The sequence below is a fragment of the Phenylobacterium sp. genome, from assembly GCF_035569475.1.
Classification (GTDB): domain Bacteria; phylum Pseudomonadota; class Alphaproteobacteria; order Caulobacterales; family Caulobacteraceae; genus Phenylobacterium.
In genome coordinates this window covers 19,836-37,083 of sequence record NZ_DATMNA010000078.1, presented here as the reverse complement: position 1 = coordinate 37,083, position 17,248 = coordinate 19,836, and the positions used below count along the sequence as shown (strand labels likewise).

At 68.9% G+C, this 17,248-nt stretch carries 16 protein-coding genes; 7 read left to right on the top strand and 9 right to left on the bottom strand.

The annotated features are described in order from the left end of the window. Positions 1 to 34: 34 nt before the first annotated feature. Positions 35 to 421 carry a response regulator transcription factor gene (locus VNW53_RS11975; RefSeq protein WP_325555895.1) on the bottom strand — a complete coding sequence of 129 codons (387 nt, stop codon included), beginning with the start codon at positions 419 to 421 and terminating at the stop codon, positions 35 to 37. A 421-nt stretch (positions 422 to 842) separates the two neighbouring features. Here VNW53_RS11975 and VNW53_RS11970 point away from each other — a divergent pair, with 421 nt between their 5' ends. Both VNW53_RS11970 and fixJ read left to right on the top strand, forming a co-directional pair. After that, positions 843 to 3,353 carry a PAS domain S-box protein gene (locus VNW53_RS11970; protein WP_325555894.1) on the top strand — a complete coding sequence of 837 codons (2,511 nt, stop codon included), beginning with the start codon at positions 843 to 845 and terminating at the stop codon, positions 3,351 to 3,353. Continuing rightward, on the top strand, positions 3,337 to 3,945 hold the full coding sequence (fixJ, locus tag VNW53_RS11965) for a response regulator FixJ (protein WP_325555893.1): 609 nt from the start codon (positions 3,337 to 3,339) through the stop codon (positions 3,943 to 3,945). Before VNW53_RS11970 ends, fixJ begins: the two co-directional genes overlap by 17 nt. Before the next feature lie 82 nt (positions 3,946 to 4,027). Here fixJ and ctrA read toward each other — a convergent pair whose 3' ends face one another. Then, the gene (gene ctrA / locus VNW53_RS11960; RefSeq protein ID WP_325555892.1) at positions 4,028 to 4,729 is read right to left on the bottom strand and encodes a response regulator transcription factor CtrA; all 702 of its coding nucleotides are present in this window, start codon (positions 4,727 to 4,729) and stop codon (positions 4,028 to 4,030) included. Positions 4,730 to 5,038: 309 nt separating this feature from the next. On the opposite strand from ctrA, the gene VNW53_RS11955 reads away from it, so the two are divergent. From VNW53_RS11955 to VNW53_RS11935, 5 genes are all read left to right on the top strand, one after another. Continuing rightward, positions 5,039 to 5,848 (top strand): SDR family NAD(P)-dependent oxidoreductase, encoded by an 810-nt coding sequence (locus tag VNW53_RS11955; RefSeq protein ID WP_325555891.1) that lies wholly within the window; start codon positions 5,039 to 5,041, stop codon positions 5,846 to 5,848. A 109-nt stretch (positions 5,849 to 5,957) separates the two neighbouring features. Further along, positions 5,958 to 7,295 carry a flagellar protein export ATPase FliI gene (fliI, locus tag VNW53_RS11950; protein WP_325555890.1) on the top strand — a complete coding sequence of 446 codons (1,338 nt, stop codon included), beginning with the start codon at positions 5,958 to 5,960 and terminating at the stop codon, positions 7,293 to 7,295. A gap of 10 nt (positions 7,296 to 7,305) precedes the next feature. Beyond that, complete coding sequence (locus VNW53_RS11945; RefSeq protein ID WP_325555889.1) at positions 7,306 to 7,731, top strand: flagellar export protein FliJ; 426 nt, start codon at positions 7,306 to 7,308, stop codon at positions 7,729 to 7,731. 486 nt (positions 7,732 to 8,217) lie between these two features. Next, a complete protein-coding gene (locus tag VNW53_RS11940) occupies positions 8,218 to 10,182 on the top strand; it encodes an ATP-binding protein (protein WP_325555888.1) in 1,965 nt (654 codons plus the stop codon). 2 nt (positions 10,183 to 10,184) lie between these two features. After that, a complete protein-coding gene (locus VNW53_RS11935) occupies positions 10,185 to 10,919 on the top strand; it encodes a transporter (RefSeq protein WP_325555887.1) in 735 nt (244 codons plus the stop codon). Positions 10,920 to 10,970: 51 nt separating this feature from the next. Here the strand turns inward: VNW53_RS11935 and VNW53_RS11930 are convergent, their stop codons facing one another. The 7 genes from VNW53_RS11930 to fliN all read right to left on the bottom strand — a co-directional run bounded on the left by VNW53_RS11930 (position 10,971) and on the right by fliN (position 17,245). Continuing rightward, positions 10,971 to 11,417, bottom strand: coding sequence for a nuclear transport factor 2 family protein (locus VNW53_RS11930; protein WP_325555886.1), 447 nt, complete (start codon positions 11,415 to 11,417; stop codon positions 10,971 to 10,973). Between the two features lie 151 nt (positions 11,418 to 11,568). Next, the gene (locus VNW53_RS11925; protein ID WP_325555885.1) at positions 11,569 to 12,108 is read right to left on the bottom strand and encodes a MarR family winged helix-turn-helix transcriptional regulator; all 540 of its coding nucleotides are present in this window, start codon (positions 12,106 to 12,108) and stop codon (positions 11,569 to 11,571) included. Between the two features lie 17 nt (positions 12,109 to 12,125). Next, entirely contained in the window at positions 12,126 to 12,488 is a 363-nt protein-coding gene (locus VNW53_RS11920; protein ID WP_325555884.1) for a DUF4282 domain-containing protein, read from the bottom strand. Positions 12,489 to 12,637: 149 nt separating this feature from the next. Continuing rightward, positions 12,638 to 13,189, bottom strand: a complete 552-nt coding sequence (locus VNW53_RS11915; protein ID WP_325555883.1) for an SRPBCC domain-containing protein — start codon at positions 13,187 to 13,189, stop codon at positions 12,638 to 12,640. Between the two features lie 64 nt (positions 13,190 to 13,253). Then, positions 13,254 to 15,344 carry a flagellar biosynthesis protein FlhA gene (flhA, locus tag VNW53_RS11910; protein ID WP_325555882.1) on the bottom strand — a complete coding sequence of 697 codons (2,091 nt, stop codon included), beginning with the start codon at positions 15,342 to 15,344 and terminating at the stop codon, positions 13,254 to 13,256. Positions 15,345 to 15,489: 145 nt separating this feature from the next. Continuing rightward, a complete protein-coding gene (locus VNW53_RS11905) occupies positions 15,490 to 16,860 on the bottom strand; it encodes a sigma-54 dependent transcriptional regulator (protein ID WP_325555881.1) in 1,371 nt (456 codons plus the stop codon). A 28-nt stretch (positions 16,861 to 16,888) separates the two neighbouring features. Beyond that, complete coding sequence (gene fliN / locus VNW53_RS11900; RefSeq protein WP_414693277.1) at positions 16,889 to 17,245, bottom strand: flagellar motor switch protein FliN; 357 nt, start codon at positions 17,243 to 17,245, stop codon at positions 16,889 to 16,891. Positions 17,246 to 17,248 lie beyond the last annotated feature (3 nt).

Here is a 17,248-nt window from a genome sequence, read left to right as displayed (position 1 = left end):
GCCTAGCGGGAAGCCCGCGGCAAAGCACGCCTGCTCAGCGCGAAATCAGGTCTCGGATGGCGGAGGGCAGGGCGTCGCCCAACAGCGGCTTTTCCAGGATGCGGACGCCGAGTTCGGCGGCGGCGGCCACGACGGGGGGCTTGGGCTGGGTGGTGATCAGGATCGCGGGGCAGTCGAGGCCGCGCTCGCGCAGAACGGCCAGGGCGTCCAGGCCGGATGCCCCGGGCAGGTTCAGGTCCAGGACCACGCAGGCGGGCGCCGGCAGGGCGGCCTGCCGCAACAGGGTTTCGGCGCTGTCGTGCACCTCAAGGCGGTAGCCTTCGATGCCGAGCGCGAAGGTCAGCGCCTTGCGCACGGAGGCGTCGTCCTCGACGAGAAGGATGAGGGGCGCGGATGGGGCGGTGTCGCTCTCGGGATCCATCGTCTTCGCCGCTGCGCCGGCATGGCCAGCGCGGGCTCTCCGCTACCGTGGCGCTTCCTGCGCCGGTCGGTTTTCGGGGTACCACCCGAGGACTCCGCGCCAAATTTGGGAGCGCTACCTAGGTAGACCTACGTAGGCAGGCATTGAATCAAGAATATATCATAAAAAACAACGTTATACGGGATGGGGCGGGCATGCGGCGGCGCTTTTTCACTCGACAAAGCGTCGCATCGCCATAAGCCTGCCGCTGGGTTTAGTTCAACCCAGGGGGGAATAGGACAACTGTCTCGCGTAACCTGTGATCTAAGCTGCCGTCAGGGGTCGGTCGCGGGGCGGGTCGGCCTTGGATCCCGCGACGTTCGGCGCGGGGCCGAGGGGCTCCGGTCGCCGTTTGCCGCGTCAACCTTCGCGGAGACGTGGCATGAGTGACGCTCACGGGAGAAGCCGGCTGGCGACCCAGCTTTTGCTGATCCTGGCCGCGGGCCTGTTGCTGGCCGGCGGTTTCGAGCGGGCCCGCATCTGGGGCGATGGCCAGCGGGCGCTGAGGTCCGCGGCGAGAACCTTCCAGCTTATCGACGGCGCCGACCAGATGGCCCTGGCCCTGGCCCGCGCGGAGATCGACCGGCGCGACCCGGCCGCCTTCCGCGCCGAAGCGGCGCAGGCGCGGACCCGCGGCGATGCGGTCCAACGCCTGGCCGAGGGGGACGCCGCACAGGCTGCACGGGCGGCCCGCGCGCGCGCTGCGGCCGAGGCCGCGCTCGCCGGCCTGGCGCGCGGCGATCCGCAGGCGAGCACCGCGCCGGCCAACCGGGCGATCGAAGAGCTTCTCAAGGGCGAGCGCCGCAAGGCCCTGACCCTCAACGGGCAGTTCCTCGATCAGTGGAAGCGGACCATGGCGGCGCTGGGGATCATCGTGCTGGGCCTGGCGGCGGCGGTCTGGGCGTTCGTCCTGTTCATCCGCCGCCTGCGCCGTTTCGACCGCGCCCTGGCGCAGGCCGCGGCTGAGCGCTCGGCGGCGGAGGTCGAAGCGCGCCGCAACGCGGCCTTCATGGAGGGCGTGGGCGCGGCGACCCCGGACATCATCTACGCCAAGGATACCGACCTTCGCCTCGTCTACATCAATCCGGCGGGCGCCGCGGCGATGGGCCGGCCGGTGGAGGAAATCCTCGGCCGGGAGACCGGCGAGCTGGAGGTGGACATCACCGAACTCGACGACCACGCCACGGCGGACGAGGAGGTGCTCGCCAACGGCGCGACCCAGACGGTCGAGGGGCGGTTCACCTCGCCGGATGGCCAAGCCCGCTACCTGCGCTCGACCAAGTTCCCGCTGCGCGCCCGCGACGGGGCGATCATCGGCGTGGCGGGCCTGACGATCGACATGACCTCGTCCTACGCCGTGCGCGAGGCCCTGGCGGAGTCGGAGGCGAAGTACCGCTCCATCGCCAACGCCATGCCGGCGCTGGTCTGGTCGTCCGGCGTAGACGGCGCGCGCGACTTCTACAACGACCGCTGGACCCAGTTTGTCGGCGCGTTCAACGGCGAGACGGACGGCTGGGCCTGGCTGGACAAGGTGCATCCCGACGACCGTGAACGGGTGGAGACCCACATTCGCCGCTGCATCGGGCTCGGCGAGCCCTACGAGATCGAATACCGCTTGAACGGCGTGCGCGGCCCGCGCTGGTTCCTCGAGCGCGGCGTGCCGGTGCGCAACGACGAGGGCCGCATCCACCGTTGGAAGGGCGCCTACTTCGATATCCAGGAACTGATCGAGAGCCGCCGGGCCAAGGAGCAGGCTTTCCGCGAACTGGAGGCCCGCGAGGCCCACCTTCGCTCGATCCTGGACTCGGTGCCCGACGCCATGATCGTGATCGACGAGCGCGGGACCATCCAGTCGTTCAGCTCCGCCGCCGAGCGCCAGTTCGGCTGGACGGCGCACGAGGCGATCGGGCGCAACGTCAGCTTCCTGATGCCGGAGCCCTATCGGGGCGCCCACGACGGCTACCTTTCCCGCTACCTGACCACTGGGGAGCGCAGGGTGATCGGCGTAGGCCGCGTGGTGGTCGGCGCGCACCGCGACGGATCGACCTTCCCCATGGAGCTGTCGGTCGGCGAGATGCGCTCGGGCGACCGGCGGTTCTTCACCGGCTTCGTCCGCGACCTCACCGAGCGCCAGCAGGCCGAGCGCCGTTTCCAGGACGTGCAGTCGGAACTCGCCCACGTCTCGCGGCTGAGCGCCATGGGCGAGATGGCCTCGGCCCTGGCGCACGAGCTGAACCAGCCGCTGTCGGCCACCGCCAACTACATCCAGGGCTCACTCAGGCTGCTGACCGAAGAGCCGGTGGACAAGGCCGTGGTCAGCGACGCCCTGAGCATGGCCGGCCAGCAGATGTTCCGCGCGGGCGACATCATCCGACGCCTGCGCGACTTCGTCTCCAAGGGCGAGACCGAACGGCAGATCGAGAACCTGCCGAAGCTGCTGGAGGAAGCCGGCGCCCTGGCCATGGTGGGCGCCAAGGACCGCGGCGTGCGCCTGCAGTTCGACATCGCGCCCGGCGTCGAGCTGGTGATGGTCGACAAGGTGCAGATCCAGCAGGTGGTGCTGAACCTGATGCGCAACGGCGTGGAGGCCATGGCCGAGTCGCCCCAGCGCGACCTGGTGGTCGCAGCCCGGCCCGCGCCCGACGACATGGTGGTGGTGTCGGTCAGCGACTCCGGCTCTGGCCTGAGCCCCGATGTCGCCCGCCAGCTCTTCCAGCCTTTCGTCACCACCAAGAAGCACGGGATGGGCGTGGGCCTGTCGATCTCGCGCACGATCGTCGAGGCCCATGGAGGCCGCATCTGGGCCGAGGGTAATCCCGGCCAGGGCACGACCTTCCACTTCAGCATACGCGCCGTGCAAGAGGAGGAGATAGCCCATGGCGAACTCGTCTGAGGTCTACATCGTCGACGACGACGAGGCGATCCGCCGGTCGCTGGCCTTCCTGTTGCGGGCCGGCGGCCTGACCTCGCGTACCTTCGACAGCGCCGAGGCCTTCCTGCGCGAGGCCCGGGACCTGGCGGCGGGCTGTGTGATCACCGACGTGCGGATGCCGGGCATGGACGGCGTCGACCTCGTGCGGCGGCTGGCGGCGGACCGCTTGTCGCTGGCCTGCATCGTGATCACCGGCCATGGGGACATCGCGCTCGCGGTGGAGGCGATGAAGGCCGGCGCGGTCGACTTCATCGAAAAGCCGTTCAAGGACGAGGTCCTGCTGGAGGCCGTGAAGAAGGCGATGAACAGCGAGGAGCGGACGCTGCACGACGAGCAGTCGCGCCTCAGCTACCAGTCGGCGTTCGCGGGCCTCTCGAAGCGGGAGCGGGAGGTGTTGGAGCAGGTGGTGGTCGGCAAGACCAGCAAGGTCATCGCCTACGACCTGGGGATCAGCCCGCGCACGGTGGAGGTCTACCGCGCCGGCATGATGATGAAGACGGGCGCCAAGAGCCTGTCGGAGCTGGTGCGGATGGCGCTGCTGGCCGGGCTCTAACCGTGGAAGCGGGCGCAAAGAAGAAGGGCGCCCCGTTTGCGGCGGGACGCCCTCTCCGGTCAGCGACAGGTCGGCTTGGCGCTCAGGCCGCGACGACGGCGCCCATTTCCTGCGGGTCGCGCAGCACGTAGCCGCGGCCCCAGACGGTCTCGATGTGGTGCTTGCCTTCGGCGGCCGCGGCCAGCTTCTTGCGCAGCTTGCAGATGAAGACGTCGATGATCTTCAGCTCCGGCTCGTCCATGCCGCCGTAGAGGTGGTTGAGGAACATCTCCTTCGTGAGGGTCGTGCCCTTGCGCAGGGAGAGCAGCTCCAGCATCTGGTATTCCTTGCCCGTCAGATGGACGCGCAGGCCGTTCACCTCGACGGTCTTGGCGTCAAGGTTGACGAGGATGTCGCCGGTCTTGATCACCGATTGGGCGTGACCCTTCGAGCGGCGGACCACGGCGTGGATGCGCGCCACCAGCTCGTCCTTGTGGAAGGGCTTGGTCATGTAGTCGTCGGCGCCGCCGGAGAAGGTCTTCACCTTGGTGTCGATCTCGGCCGAGCCCGACAGGATCATGATCGGGGTGTTGATCTTGCCGACGCGCAGGGTGCGCAGGACGTCCATGCCGCTCATGTCCGGCAGGTTCAGATCGAGGAGGATCAGGTCGTAGTCGTAGATCTTCCCCAGATCGACGCCTTCCTCGCCCAGATCCGTCGTATAGACGTTGAAGCCCTCCGACTTGAGCATCAGCTCGATGCTCTGCGCGGTGGCGCTGTCGTCTTCTATCAACAGTACCCGCATTTCACTCTCCCAGTGCGTACCCGCGTGCCCCGCGAATTCAGTGAATCCGCCCTGGACCTCGCCGTTAACCTGCCTGCGAGTTAATTTAAGACTGGTTAATCGGGAGTGTCCGTCCGAGCCGAATCGTTAATCCGATGCGGAATCCGCTTCAAGAGTCGCTGGACGGCTGCGGAGTCGCAGGCCTGTTGAATCTTTTGTGATTGGACACGGCGGCCGAAGCGCGGGGGTCCGGACTCGCGGGGGAACAGCCCTTGGAGCCCAGCCGTTTCATCCCCAGATCGGCCGCTGTCGGCCGCGTCGGGAGGATCCATGGCTTCGAAGTTCAAACCCCTTGCGGGGCAAGTGATTGTGGTGACCGGCGCGGCCTCGGGCGTGGGCCTGGAAGCGGCGAAGCTGGCGGCGAGGGCCGGGGCCGCGGTGGTGCTGGCCGCCCACGAGGAGCACGGCGTGCGCGCCGCCTGCGACGAGATCGCGCGCGACGGCGGCCGGGCCCATCCGGTGGCCGGCGATACGGCCACGGCGGAGGGCTGCGACCGAGTGGCGCGGGCGGCCGCGGCCCGCTTCGGACGGATCGATAGCTGGATCGAGGCTTCGGGCGTCGAGGCCGTCCTCGGGCACGCCGCCCGGGCCCTGGCCCAGCAGATCGGCGACCGCGGCGAACCCGGGGCCCTGGTGGGCTTCGGCCGGCAGGTGGGCAAGGCGGCCCGCGCGGAGCTGAAGGCGGCCAAGGGCAAGGTGGCCGCGACCCTGGTCAAGCTGCCCAAGGACTGGCGCCAGGACAGCCCGCCGCTGGCCGCGGCGCGGGCGTCGCTTCACGCCCTGACGCGCCCGATGGGCGAGATGGCGCTGGCGGCCAAGGGCGCGCGGCTGACCGCCGTCACCCAGGCCCGCAAGCATCCGGGCGTCCTGGTGGGCGTGGGCCTGCTGGCGGTGGCGGGCGCGGCGCTGTGGTTCGGGCGCGGGCGGATCGGCCAGGCCGCCGCCGCGGCGCGGCCTCGGCTGGCGCGCGCGGTGCGCCCAATGTTGACAGGGGTGGTTAAGCGACGGCCCCTGATGGTGGCCAAGATGGTCGCCAAATATCCCAAACCCGCCGTGAAGCTGGCCAGGGCCCTGCGCTAGCCGGGCCTTGCTCGGCATGCGCCCCGCCAAAGCCGCCAAAGGGCGCCGATCTTCACCACCCCTTAAGCGTGACCAGGCGACTCTGCGGCCCTGATTTCGAGGGCTGTTCTTGAAGAGTCTGGTGGCCGCGGTCGAGCGGCTCGATCCCCTGACCGTCTCCGGCCGCGTGGCGGCCGTGAACGGCCTCCTGATCGAGGCCCGCGGCGGGCTGACCCGGCTGGCGGTCGGGGCCCGCGCCGAGATCGTCCGCCTCGGCGAAAAGCCCCTGTCGGCCGAGGTGGTCGGCTTCCGCGACACCCGCGCGCTGCTGATGCCGTTCGGCCCCGTCGAGGGCGTGGCGCCGGGCGCGGAGATCCGCATCGAGCCGCTGGGCTCGGCGGTGCGTCCCACCAAGGCCTGGCTCGGCCGCATCGTCGACGCCTTCGGCCATCCGGTCGACGGCAAGGGCCCGCTGCCCCAGGGCCTGGCGGCCTATCCGCTGCGCGCCGCGCCGCCCTCGGCCCACGCCCGCGCCCGCGTAGGCGGCCGGTTGGACATGGGCGTGCGCGCCATGAACGTCTTCACCACCTGCTGCCGCGGCCAGCGCCTGGGCGTGTTCGCCGGCTCCGGGGTCGGCAAGTCGGTGCTGCTGTCCATGCTGGCCAAGAACGCCGACTGCGACGCCGTCGTCGTCGGCCTGATCGGCGAGCGGGGCCGCGAGGTCCGCGAATTCATCGAGGAGACGCTGGGCGAAGAGGGCCTGAAGCGCGCTATCGTCGTGGTCGCCACCTCCGACGAACCGGCCCTGAAGCGCCGCCAGGCCGCCTACATGACCATGGCCATAGCCGAATACCTGCGCGACCAGGACATGGAGGTCCTGTGCCTCATGGACTCGGTGACGCGCTTCGCCATGGCCCAGCGCGAGATCGGCCTGGCCGCCGGCGAGCCGCCGACCACCAAGGGCTATACGCCGACCGTCTTCACCGAACTGCCGAAGCTGCTGGAGCGCGCCGGCCCCGGGCCGATCCGCCCGGACGGCACCCGGGCCGGACCGATCACCGGCATCTTCACCGTCCTGGTGGACGGCGACGACCACAACGAGCCGATCGCCGACGCGGTGCGCGGCATCCTGGACGGGCACATCGTCATGGAGCGCGCCATCGCCGAGCGCGGAAGATTTCCGGCGATAAATGTCCTCAAGTCCATCAGCAGGACCATGCCCGGCTGCCACGGCCCGCACGAGCGCGAGATCGTGAAGTCGGCCCGCCAGACGCTGGCGGCCTACGCCAACATGGAAGAGCTGATCCGCATCGGCGCCTACCGCACCGGCGCCGACCCGCAGGTCGACCGGGCCATCGCGCTCAACCCCGCGCTGGAAAGCTTCCTGGCGCAGGACAAGGACGAGGTCACCAGCCTCGACGCCGGCTTCGAGCGGCTCGCCGCCATCCTGAACAGTGTCCCCGAGTGAGTATTCGCAAATGAGCTGGTCGGAGTCCCTCATCAAGCTGGCCACCTACGAGGTCGAGAACCGGCAACTGCGGCTGGCCGAGATCGCCAAGCGGCTGGCGGACGCCAACACCCGCCTGGCGGTGCTGATCGCCGAGGGCGAGGCGGAGGCCAAGCACGCCGGCCAGAACGCCGAGGCGGGCTGGTACCTGGCGGGCTACGCCGAGGGGCTGAAGATCCGCAAGGCCGCGCTGAAGGCCGAGATCGACGCCATCGCCGCCGAGGAACGCGGCGCCCGCGACGCGCTCGCCCAGGCCTTCGAGGAGCAGAAGAAGTACGAGCAGGTCGCCGAAAGCGCCCGGCTGGCGGAGGTCAAGGAGGCCAGCCGCCGCGAGAACGCCGAACTCGACGAAGTCGGCATGCGCGCCGCGCGCCGCGCGAGCGGAAACGCCGCATAGGGCCGGTCCCGCTCGCGTCGAATCAACGCGGGTGGATCGGAAAGGCCCTCAGCGGAAAGGCGACGCCCCGGTTCTTCCGGCTGACGCGCCTCAAATAGCCGGGACACGGTCCAGGCCCGCGACGTCCGCCCCCTGGGGATTAGCCGACCTCGGCGCGGCTGCAGGGCGGCCCTGCCGTAGCGTCGCGGCTCCTCACGGAAAACGCCGACAAAGGCGCACCGCACAGGGCGCGCCTCAGCCGAATTGACGGCCGGAGAAGATGGCCCGCGCTGCGGGCGGCGCCCAGGTTTAGCCGGACCGGGCGTTCACGCATCCAGACGACAAGTCTCGGACTGCGGCGTTTTGGCGCGAAATATTCGCGCTGAGCATCTACCGCGAAAGACATCAATTAACGCCTGCGGGCCATAATAATACTGCACAATTTCAAAGCATGATTGAATCAAAAATCTTCCGGTCGATACGTATAGTTACGGATGGTGCGCTTCCATGGAAAATATTCTGAAATTCCGAGACAGGTTTCATCGGAGCAACTATTCTCTTTCTCTCAAGATCATTATCTTGTGCGTCGCCGCCACCTTCGGCGCCCTGGCCTTGGCCTTCAGCCTGTTCCAATGGCAGGACTGGTCGGCGGATCGATCGGACCTCGTCACCGAGCAATTGAGCATCGCCCGAAGCCTCGCGGCCGTGTCCAGCCTCGCGGTCGAGGGCCACGACGCGCACGCGGCGGCGACGGCTGAAGCCATCCTGAAAAACGACGATGTGGGGATGGCCGCCAGTTACGTCTCCCAAAGCGGGGACCGGCTGGTCTTGGTGCGGCCCGGCCAATCCGCGTCGGAACTCAAGCCTATGGAGGTCGCCCGCGACACGGCGATCTATCGCGGGGGAAACCTCACGGTCTATGTTCCGGTGACGCTCCGCGGCCGGCGCGCGGGCGAACTCATGCTCGTCGCCAGCCAGGCCGAAGTCTGGCGCTCGCTCAATCGCAACATCCTGGTGGCGCTCGGCCTGGCCTTGTTCGGCGCGGCCTTGTCCGGCGTCGCCGCGCGGGGGCTGATGCGCAACGTCCTCAGCTCGCTCAGCGACCTTGAGCAGGCGATCGGCCGGGTGAGCCGGACCAAGGATTTCTCGGTGCACGTGGCGCCGCGCTCGAATGACGAGCTGGGTCGGCTGACCCGCCATTTCAACACCCTGCTCGTCGAGTTGAGCACCCATGACGCGCTTCGCGAGGCGCTCACGGAACTGACCATCGCGAAGGACGCGGCCGAAGAGGCCAACGTCATGAAGTCCGAGTTCCTCTCCAATATGAGCCACGAGATCCGCACGCCGCTGAACGGCGTCCTGGGCATGGCCCAGGTCATGGCGATGGGAGAGCTGAGCGACGTGCAAAGGGCGCATCTGGATGTCGTCCAGAAATCCGGCGCGACCCTGTTGTCGGTGCTCAACGATCTGCTGGACCTGTCCAAGATCGAGGCCGGCAAGATGGAGCTGGAGCAGGCGCCGTTCGACATCGGCGAGGTCGTCTCGGGCGCCTATGCGACCTTCACCTCGATCGCCAATGCGGGCGGGGTTTCGTTCTCGATGTCGATCGCCCAGGAGGCCGCGGGGCTGTGGCGAGGCGACTCCGTGCGCGTGCGCCAGGTTCTCTACAACCTGATCTCCAACGCCCTGAAATTCACCCCGAGCGGAGAGGTTCGGGTCGAGATCGAGGGCGCGCCTTCCGACGCGGGCAAGGCCTTGCTGATCTCGATCAGCGACACCGGCATCGGCATCGCGCCCGAAGTGCTGCCCAAGCTGTTCGAGAAGTTCGTCCAGGCCGACAGCACCATGACGCGGCGGTTTGGCGGCACGGGCCTGGGGCTGACGATCTGCCGTCAGATCGTCGAGCTGATGGGCGGGGCGATCACCGTTGAAAGCCGGTTGGGAGACGGCACGGTCTTCCGCGTCATTCTGCCGTTGCCATGGCTGGGCCCGGCCGCCGTGCTGCCGTCGCCTCCGGCGCCGATCGACGGCGACGGCGAGAGCGCCGCGGCGTTCAGCCTGGAAGGCCTCCGCGTCCTCGCCGCGGAGGACAACGCGACCAATCAGCTCGTGCTGAACACCGTCCTCCAGTCGCTCGGCGTGCGCCCCGTCTTTGTGGAGAATGGACGGCAGGCGGTCGAAGCCTGGGCTCGCGGGCGGTTCGACCTCATCCTGATGGATATCCAGATGCCGTTGATGGACGGTGTGGCGGCGACGCGCGAGATCCGGCGGCTGGAGCGTGAGACCGGCGCCGTTCGGACGCGGATCGTCGCCTTGTCGGCCAACGTCATGACCCACCAGGTGGCCGAATATCTCGCGGCCGGAATGGACGCTCACCTCGCCAAGCCCATTCAGGTCGCCAAACTCTACGAGGCGCTGCTGGCGGTGCGACCCTGGCGCGGGCTGGCGGAAGACAAGATTCGGGTGGCCTGAGGTTGCGTCCGCTCCCGGCGCTTGCGGCCGCGCTCCTCTGCGGCCTGATCCGCGGTTCGCCGGCGCTTGCGGACTCCCCGCCCTACGCCACCACCGACACCGCGATCGCCGACCGGCCGGAACTCGTCAGCTTCCTGCAGTCGGCCATCCATGCCGGGGCGCATTCCAATACCCTGGGCTTCGACCTGGCGATCCCGATAGCGCCGCGATGGGAGCTCACCGTCGAGCCGCGGTTCGTGGAGGCCGCCCATGGCGACCGGCGGGCGGCAGGGCTCGGCGACACCGAGCTCGCCGCCGAATACCTGTGGCTGTCGGAGACGGCGCACCGGCCCGCCATCGCGATCGAGCCCAACCTGACTCTTCCCACCGCCCAGCGAGGCCTTGGAGAGGGACGGGTCGCGATCGAGATGCTGCTGCTGATCGGCAAGACCTTCGGCCCCTGGAAGCTGTCGGGCCAGTTCGGCCTGGAACGGGTGGGGCTCGACGCACGAGCGGACTACACGCCCGTCAGCCTGCTGATCGAGCGCGCCGTGACCAGGCGCCTCAGCCTCGGCGTCGAATACGCCAACGATCTGCCCATGCGCACGCCCGGCAGTGGGCAGACAGAGGTCAATGCCGGCGCCACGTGGTGGCTTCGCGAGGGCCTGTCCCTGCAGGCGGTGCTGGGGCGGCGCCTGCCCAGCCGGGATACCCCAGCGGACTTTCATAGCTGCCTGGCGTTCAGCGTCGAGCTTTGAAGCGGCTGCCCCGGCCGACCGGCGACCGGGGCGTCCGGCCATGACGACCGGCTATTTTGCCGGCGCGACCGGCGTCACCTGCGACGCGATGGCGACCCAGTGGCCGGCTCTCTTCTGGAAGACGTCCGTCCAGGTGTAGGCGCCGCTCGTGTCCTTGCCCATGTGGGTGCTCTTCTCGTCGTCCGAGCCCTGGACGATGGCGATGTCGCCGATGAGCCGGACGTGGACGTCGTGATTGGTCATCGATGTCGCCGCATCGACGCCGCTCTTCATGTCCGCCAGCATCTTGTCGCGGGTCGTGAGCTTGCCGCTGGGGTTCTGGCCGGTCCAGTCGGGCGCAACGATCCTGCTGACCGCGGCGGTGTCCTTCGCAACGCTGGCCTTGGACCAGTCGGCCTCCAGCTTGACGAGCTCGTCCTTGGGATCCCCGGCCGCCGAGGCCCCGAAGCCCATCGCGCACAGGCCCACGATCGTCGCCGCAACGAGCGCATGTCGCATGTTCCGTCCCCCTGGTTTCGTCTTGGCGTCATCGCCAGGAGACAGGAAGCCACATTTTTGGCGTGGCGTAACGTCGATATCGAAAATTTCGGGTCGAAACGCGCGCCGGGGGATCGAACTGCGGCCTCCGACGAACAGCCCGGGTTCGGCCTCAGCCGTTCGCCTTGCCGCGGCCCAGCCCCTCGCGGCTGAAATGGATGATGCCGTCCCGGGCGAGCTGGTTGGGGGCGAGGTTTCCGACCACCTGCATCAGCACCCGGGCCGTCGACCGGCGCTCGGCCTCCGGCACGCCGTCCAGCAGGCGCTGATTGAGGTTGAGCACCACGGTCAGGGCCTTGCGATAGGTCTCCTGGCCCAGGTCGGTGAAGTCCAGCACCACATGGCGGCGGTCGCGGGATTCGGCGTGGCGGTCGACCAGGCCGGCGGCGACCAGTTGGTCGGCGATCCGGGTCAGGGTGGTGCGCTGCATGGCCGTGAAGTTCGCCAGCTCCGTCATGGTGCTGGCCCCGAACCGGTCGAGGACGCCCAGCACCCGGTAGCGGCTGACGTTGAGGCCGAGCGTCCGCAGGGCGGCGTCCATCCGGGAGTCCCGGAACTGGTAGATCGCGACCACCAGATGCAGCACGTAGTCATCGACCGCGAAGGGGAATTCCTCGGCCGGATCAACGGATGCGAGCTCGGGCGGAGGCATGGGGTCGGATGTCCGGCCTAGGGCGCGGCGCGTTTGCGCTCGGCCTCGACGTCGGCGCGCAGCACGGCGAGGTCCTCGCTGATCTTGAAGATCGCCACGTAGAACTCGCAGAACGAGCGCCACAGCAGTACGAGGGCGCCCATCACCAGCAGGCCGCCGACCACCACCGGCACGGCCAGCAGCAGGCCGAACGGGAAGGGGTCGCGGATCGCCACCCCGACCGCGGCGCCAATGGTGCCGAAGGCCCCCAGCGCAATCAGCGCCAGACCTGCCCAATAGATGACGTGGATCACCTGGTTGGTCATCAGGTGCTCGAAGGTGAGCAGGTCCCAGAGGACGGCGGAACCCGCACCCTTGGGTCGATTGAGAGGTCGCCGCATCCGTTTCCTAAGACTCTTCGAAGCCTAGATCGCCGCTCCGTCGCCCGCACCGCTACCAGCCCGGGCGGGCGCCTGCAACGGAAGAGGGCCGGCGGGCGCGGGCGGGCTTCGTGGACGAGGCGCCTGCTGGGAAGTCCTGCCGCCGAGGTTCAGGGGGCCTTGGTGAAGCTCGGGACCGGTGGGGCGGCCTTCGCGGTTCCACGGAAGCTGCGGTCGAGCTGGTCCAGGGTCCAGGCGTCGCCTTGCTTGAACTTGTCCAGCAGCCAGTCGTAGGCCGGGCCCTCACCGTAGCCGACGCCGGTCACCGTCAGCCGCGTGGCCGAGGCGCCCTCGGGCTTCAGCTCGAACACCGTGGCGGTCGTGGCGAACTCCTTAGGATAGGGGAAGCTCGGCGGAGCCTGGACGTTGCGCAGCGCCAGCATCCGTCCGGGGATGTAGGCCGCCACCTGGTTCTTGATGTTGTCGCCCTGGCCCACGTGCGCGTCGGCGGCGTAGTTGGTCTCGATGATCCCGCCCAGGCGGAAGTCGACCACCGCGAAGGGCACGCCCATGCGCCGCCAGCCTTCGGCCGTGGTCAGGGCCTGCCAGACCGCCGCTGGCGGGGCGTGGACCACGCCGCTGATCTCGAACCCGCGTGACGCCGGCTGCGCCGCGGCGCGGCTCGCAAGCAGGCTGAGGGCGGCGAGGGTCCAGGCGCGCATGGCGAGACCTCTTGATTGACTGTTCAACCAAAGTTCGCCCATCCCGGCCGGCGCGGCAAGGGCCTTAGATGGTGCCGACGGTCTTGAGCTTGGCGCGGGGGTGGACCTCGTTCTGGCTCATCACCGGGGTCTGCCCGCGGAAGCGCTCGATGATCGAGCGGACGTAGGGGCGGATGTTGGGGCTGGTCAGCAGGACGGGCGAGTCCCCGGCCAGCGCCGCGCGCTCGAAGGTCTCGCGCACCCCGCGCACGAAGTCCTGCAGCCGCGAGGGGGCAAGCGCCAACTGGCGGTCCTCGCCCTGGCCGACGAGGCTGTCGGAGAAGGCGTTCTCCCACTCCGGGGTGAGGGTGACGATCGGCAGGGCGCCGTCGTCGCCGCGGTAGGCGAAGGAGAGCTGGCGGGCCAGGCGCGCACGCACCTGCTCGACGAGCTGGGTCACCGAGGTGGTGTGCGGGGCGGCCTCGCCGATGCCTTCCAGGATCGCCGGCAGGTCGCGGATCGAGACCCGCTCGCGCAGCAGCGCCTGCAGCACCCGCTGGATGGTGGTGGCCGTGACGATGGAGGGCACCAGGTCCTCGACCAGCTTCTTCTGCTCGGCCGGCATGTCCTTCAGAAGCTTCTGCACCTCCGAGTAGGACAGCAGGTCCGGCATGTTCTCTTTGAGGATCTCGGTCAGGTGGGTGGTCAGCACGGTGGCCGGATCGACGATGGTGTAGCCGCGGAAGGTGGCTTCTTCGCGCAGCGCCTCGTCCACCCAGGTGGCGGGCAGGCCGAAGGCGGGCTCCTTGACGTGCTCGCCGGGCAGCTCCACCTGGCCGCCGCGCGGGTCCATGGCCATCATGTGGCCCAGGCGGACCTCGCCGGCGCCGGCCTCCATCTCCTTGATACGGATGCAGTAGCCCTGGGAGGGCAGGCGCATGTTGTCGAGGATGCGAACCGAGGGCATGACGAAGCCGTATTCGGAGGCGAGCGTCTTGCGCAGCGCCTTGATCTGGTCGGTGAGCCGGCGGCCCTCCAGGTCGTTGATCAGGCCCAGCAGGCCGTAGCCCAGCTCGATCTTGATCTCGTCGATGGCGAGGGTCTGGGCGATCGGCTCCTCGGCCGCCTCGGTCATGGGCTGGATCTCGACCGGTGGCGGCTCCATGGCCTTCTGCGAGCGCCGCCAGGCGAGCGCGCCTGCGCCGATGGAGATGGCCGCGAACGGCAGGATCGGCATCCCCGGCACCACGGCGATCACGCCGGCGGCGGCCGAGACCATGCCCAGGCTGACCGGGTTCATGGCGAGCTGGGTGACCAGGGCCTTGTCCGCCGAGCCCTCGACGCCGGACTTGGAGACCAGGAAGCCGGCGGCGATGGAGATGATCAGCGCCGGGATCTGGCTCACCAGGCCGTCGCCGACGGTCATCAGGGTGTAGGTGGTGGCCGCGACGCCGATCGGGATGTGGTGTTGCAGCACCCCGATCAGGATGCCGCCGATGATGTTGATCGCGACGATGATCAGGCCCGCGACCGCGTCGCCGCGCACGAACTTGGACGCGCCGTCCATGGCGCCGAAGAAGGTCGATTCCTGCTCCAGCTCCTTGCGGCGCTTCTTGGCCTCGGTCTCGTCGATCAGGCCCGCCGAGAGGTCGGCGTCGATGGCCATCTGCTTGCCGGGCATGGAGTCCAGGGTGAACCTGGCGGCCACCTCAGCGATGCGTCCCGAGCCCTTGGTGATGACGACGAAGTTCACGATCACCAGGATCGCGAAGACGATCAGGCCGATGATGAAGCTGCCGCCGGTCATCAGCTTGCCGAAGGCTTCGATGATGTGGCCCGCCCCGTGGACCCCCTCGTGGCCGTGGCCGAGGATCAGGCGGGTCGAGGCGATGTTCAGCGATAGGCGGAAGAGGGTGGTGACCAGCAGCACCATCGGGAAGCCGGTGAACTCCAGCGGCTTCTTGATGAGCAGGGCGGTCATCAGGATCAGGACGGCGCTGGTGATCGAGATCGACAGCAGCATGTCCAGCATGAACGCCGGGATCGGCAGGATCAGCAGGACGACGATGCCGACGACGCCAAGCGCCAAGGCCACCTCGCCACGCGCCACCCAGCCCACCATCTCACGCGCGGTGGGGGTCTGGCCGTAGCGGGAGGGTACGGAGGCGTCGGCCATCTCTTAGAGGCCGCTCATCCCGGCGAAGGCCGGGACCCAGATGGAATGGCTCAGACCCGGGTTCGAGGGGCTCAGCAGAAATCCAACCGCAACCGGCGCTTGGCGATCTGCATCCCGGCCTTCGCCGGGAGGAGCGGGACGCGGATCAGGCCGCACTGGCCGCTCCCATCTGGGGCGCGGGCACGGAGACGCCGGCCTCGGTGTATTCCTTCAGCTTGTTGCGCAGGGTGCGGATCGAGATCCCCAGGATGTTGGCCGCGTGGGTGCGGTTGCCCAGGCAGTGTTCCAGGGTGTCGATGATCAGTTGCTGCTCCATGGCCGCGACCGTCTGGCCGACATAGGAGCGGCTGGCGGTCTCGGCGGCCAGGGAGGCCGCCTGGGCGGTGCGGGCGTGCGGGTCGGCGGCGGACAGGGGCTGGCCGTCGGGCAGGCGCACGGCGTCCTCCTCGATCTCCGGGCCGGTGGCCAGCAGCACCGCGCGGTGCATGGCGTTTTCCAGCTCCCGCACATTGCCGGGCCAGCGGTGGCCGGCCAGGCGGCGCTTGGCTTCCGCCGACAGCGCGCGTTCCGGCATGCCGTTGGCGGCGGCGTACTTGCGCACGAAGAACTCGGCCAGGGCCAGCACGTCGCCCGGGCGGTCGCGCAGCGACGGGATCCGCAGGTTCACGACGTTCAGGCGGTAGAGCAGGTCCTCGCGGAAGGTCCCTTCCCGCACGGCCTGGGCCAGGTCGCGGTTGGAGGTGGCCAGGATGCGGATGTCGACCTTGACCGGCTTGGCGCCGCCGACGCGGTCGATCTCGCGCTCCTGGATGGCGCGCAGCAGCTTGGCCTGCAGGCGTCCGTCCATCTCGCTGATTTCGTCGAGCAGCAGGGTGCCGCCGTTGGCTTCCTCGAACTTGCCGATGCGGCGGGCCACGGCGCCGGTGAAGGCGCCCTTCTCGTGGCCGAACAGCTCGCTCTCCAGCAGGTTCTCCGGGATCGCGGCGCAGTTGACCGAGATGAAGGGCTTCGCGGCGCGGCGGGACTTCTGATGGACGTGGCGGGCGATGACTTCCTTGCCCACGCCGCTTTCGCCGGTGATCAGGATCGAGGCGTCGGACGGGGCGATCTGGTCGGCCATGGCGATCACCGCCTGCATCGACGGGTCGCGGATCACCATCGGGCGGTTGTCGTCGGCGACGGCGGAGAGCACCGCGGCGATCAGTTGGGCGTCCGGCGGGAGCGGGATGAACTCCTTGGCCCCGGCGCGGATGGCCCCGGCGGCGCCGGCCGCGTCGGCCGCCACCCCGCAGGCCACTACCGGCACCCGGATCCGCTCGGCCTCGTTGGCGGCGATCAGGCCGGCGATGTCGAGTTCGTAGTCGACCATCATCAGGTCGGCGCCTTGCCCCGCCCTGAGCGCGTGGGTGGCCGCCTCGATGGTCTCGACGTGGCTCACCTTGGCCCCCGCGCTCATCGCCATCTTCACGGCGGTTGAGAGCTGCCCGTTCAATCTGCCGACGACTAGAAGTCGCATATTCGATCTCCCTCAGACCCCGCCGCCGTCAGGCTGCGTTGTCACCGTCCTTGATGATTTCCGTCATGGTCACGCCCAGGCGCTCGTCGACGATGACGACCTCGCCGCGGGCGACCAGGCGATTGTTCACATAGATGTCGATGGCCTCGCCGACCTTGCGGTCGAGCTCCAGGACGCTGCCCTGGCCGAGCTGCAGCAACTGGGCGACCGAGAGGCTGGCGCGGCCGAGCACGGCGGAGATGTTCACCGGGACGTCGAAGACCGGCGCCAGGTCGGTGGCGATCTTCTCCTCGTCGCTCATCGTCTCGGCGAGCGGGCCCTCGCCCTGGGCGAACTCGTCCAGCTTCAGCTCTTCGGAGGTTTCGGGATCTGGCGTTTCGGACATGGC

Bases quoted from the DNA above. Each gene is read 5' to 3' on its own strand.
- VNW53_RS11925 (WP_325555885.1), bottom strand. From the start codon at position 12,108: ATGCCTCCGCCCGAGCTCGCATCCGTTGATCCGGCCGAGGAATTCCCC.
- VNW53_RS11930 (WP_325555886.1), bottom strand. From the start codon at position 11,417: ATGCGACATGCGCTCGTTGCGGCGACGATCGTGGGCCTGTGCGCGATG.
- VNW53_RS11905 (WP_325555881.1), bottom strand. From the start codon at position 16,860: ATGCGACTTCTAGTCGTCGGCAGATTGAACGGGCAGCTCTCAACCGCC.
- VNW53_RS11915 (WP_325555883.1), bottom strand. From the start codon at position 13,189: ATGCGCGCCTGGACCCTCGCCGCCCTCAGCCTGCTTGCGAGCCGCGCC.
- VNW53_RS11920 (WP_325555884.1), bottom strand. From the start codon at position 12,488: ATGCGGCGACCTCTCAATCGACCCAAGGGTGCGGGTTCCGCCGTCCTC.
- VNW53_RS11970 (WP_325555894.1), top strand. From the start codon at position 843: ATGAGTGACGCTCACGGGAGAAGCCGGCTGGCGACCCAGCTTTTGCTG.
- ctrA (WP_325555892.1), bottom strand. From the start codon at position 4,729: ATGCGGGTACTGTTGATAGAAGACGACAGCGCCACCGCGCAGAGCATC.
- fliN (WP_414693277.1), bottom strand. From the start codon at position 17,245: ATGTCCGAAACGCCAGATCCCGAAACCTCCGAAGAGCTGAAGCTGGAC.
- fixJ (WP_325555893.1), top strand. From the start codon at position 3,337: ATGGCGAACTCGTCTGAGGTCTACATCGTCGACGACGACGAGGCGATC.
- VNW53_RS11955 (WP_325555891.1), top strand. From the start codon at position 5,039: ATGGCTTCGAAGTTCAAACCCCTTGCGGGGCAAGTGATTGTGGTGACC.
- VNW53_RS11940 (WP_325555888.1), top strand. From the start codon at position 8,218: ATGGAAAATATTCTGAAATTCCGAGACAGGTTTCATCGGAGCAACTAT.
- VNW53_RS11975 (WP_325555895.1), bottom strand. From the start codon at position 421: ATGGATCCCGAGAGCGACACCGCCCCATCCGCGCCCCTCATCCTTCTC.
- flhA (WP_325555882.1), bottom strand. From the start codon at position 15,344: ATGGCCGACGCCTCCGTACCCTCCCGCTACGGCCAGACCCCCACCGCG.
- VNW53_RS11945 (WP_325555889.1), top strand. From the start codon at position 7,306: ATGAGCTGGTCGGAGTCCCTCATCAAGCTGGCCACCTACGAGGTCGAG.